Genomic DNA, 419 nt, shown 5'->3' with positions numbered 1-419 from the left:
GGCAGACCCGGTGCCGGACTGGTTGCTGCCGGACTGACCGCTGCCGGAGGAGCCGCTGGCGGGTCCGGAGCCCCGGCCCGACCGCCGGTTCCGGCCACGAGGAGAAAACGGAGGCACCTACTGACGATACGTCGGATCGGGGGCCTCATCGGTCACCCGGCGCCCGCGCCGCACGAGTTCGGCAACCTCGTCCCCCTATCCTGTGCCCGTGCGCGACGATCCCGCCGAGGCGGCGTACCGCAGAGCCCTGGCGCTGGTCACCGCGCTCGTCACCCTCGTGGGCGGGCTCTGGGCGGTGCTGACCCCGGCGTTCCGCGCCCCCGACGAACCGCAGCACGTGAACAGCGTGCTCCGGCTCGCGTACGGCGGCGGCTGGCCTGGCGCCGGCGAGGCGCTGGTGGGCCCCGCCGTCGACGAGG

1 pseudogene is annotated in these 419 nt (G+C 75.2%); it reads left to right on the top strand.

The window, feature by feature from the left end:
* Positions 1-208: 208 nt before the first annotated feature.
* Positions 209-419, top strand: a pseudogene (locus PROKR_RS33715) (hypothetical protein); the annotation flags it as partial.

This window comes from Promicromonospora kroppenstedtii DSM 19349 (assembly GCF_000515355.1).
In the GTDB taxonomy this organism is placed as follows: domain Bacteria; phylum Actinomycetota; class Actinomycetes; order Actinomycetales; family Cellulomonadaceae; genus Promicromonospora; species Promicromonospora kroppenstedtii.
The sequence above is the reverse complement of the archived record's forward strand: the minus strand, read 5'-3'. Positions and strand labels throughout refer to the sequence as shown.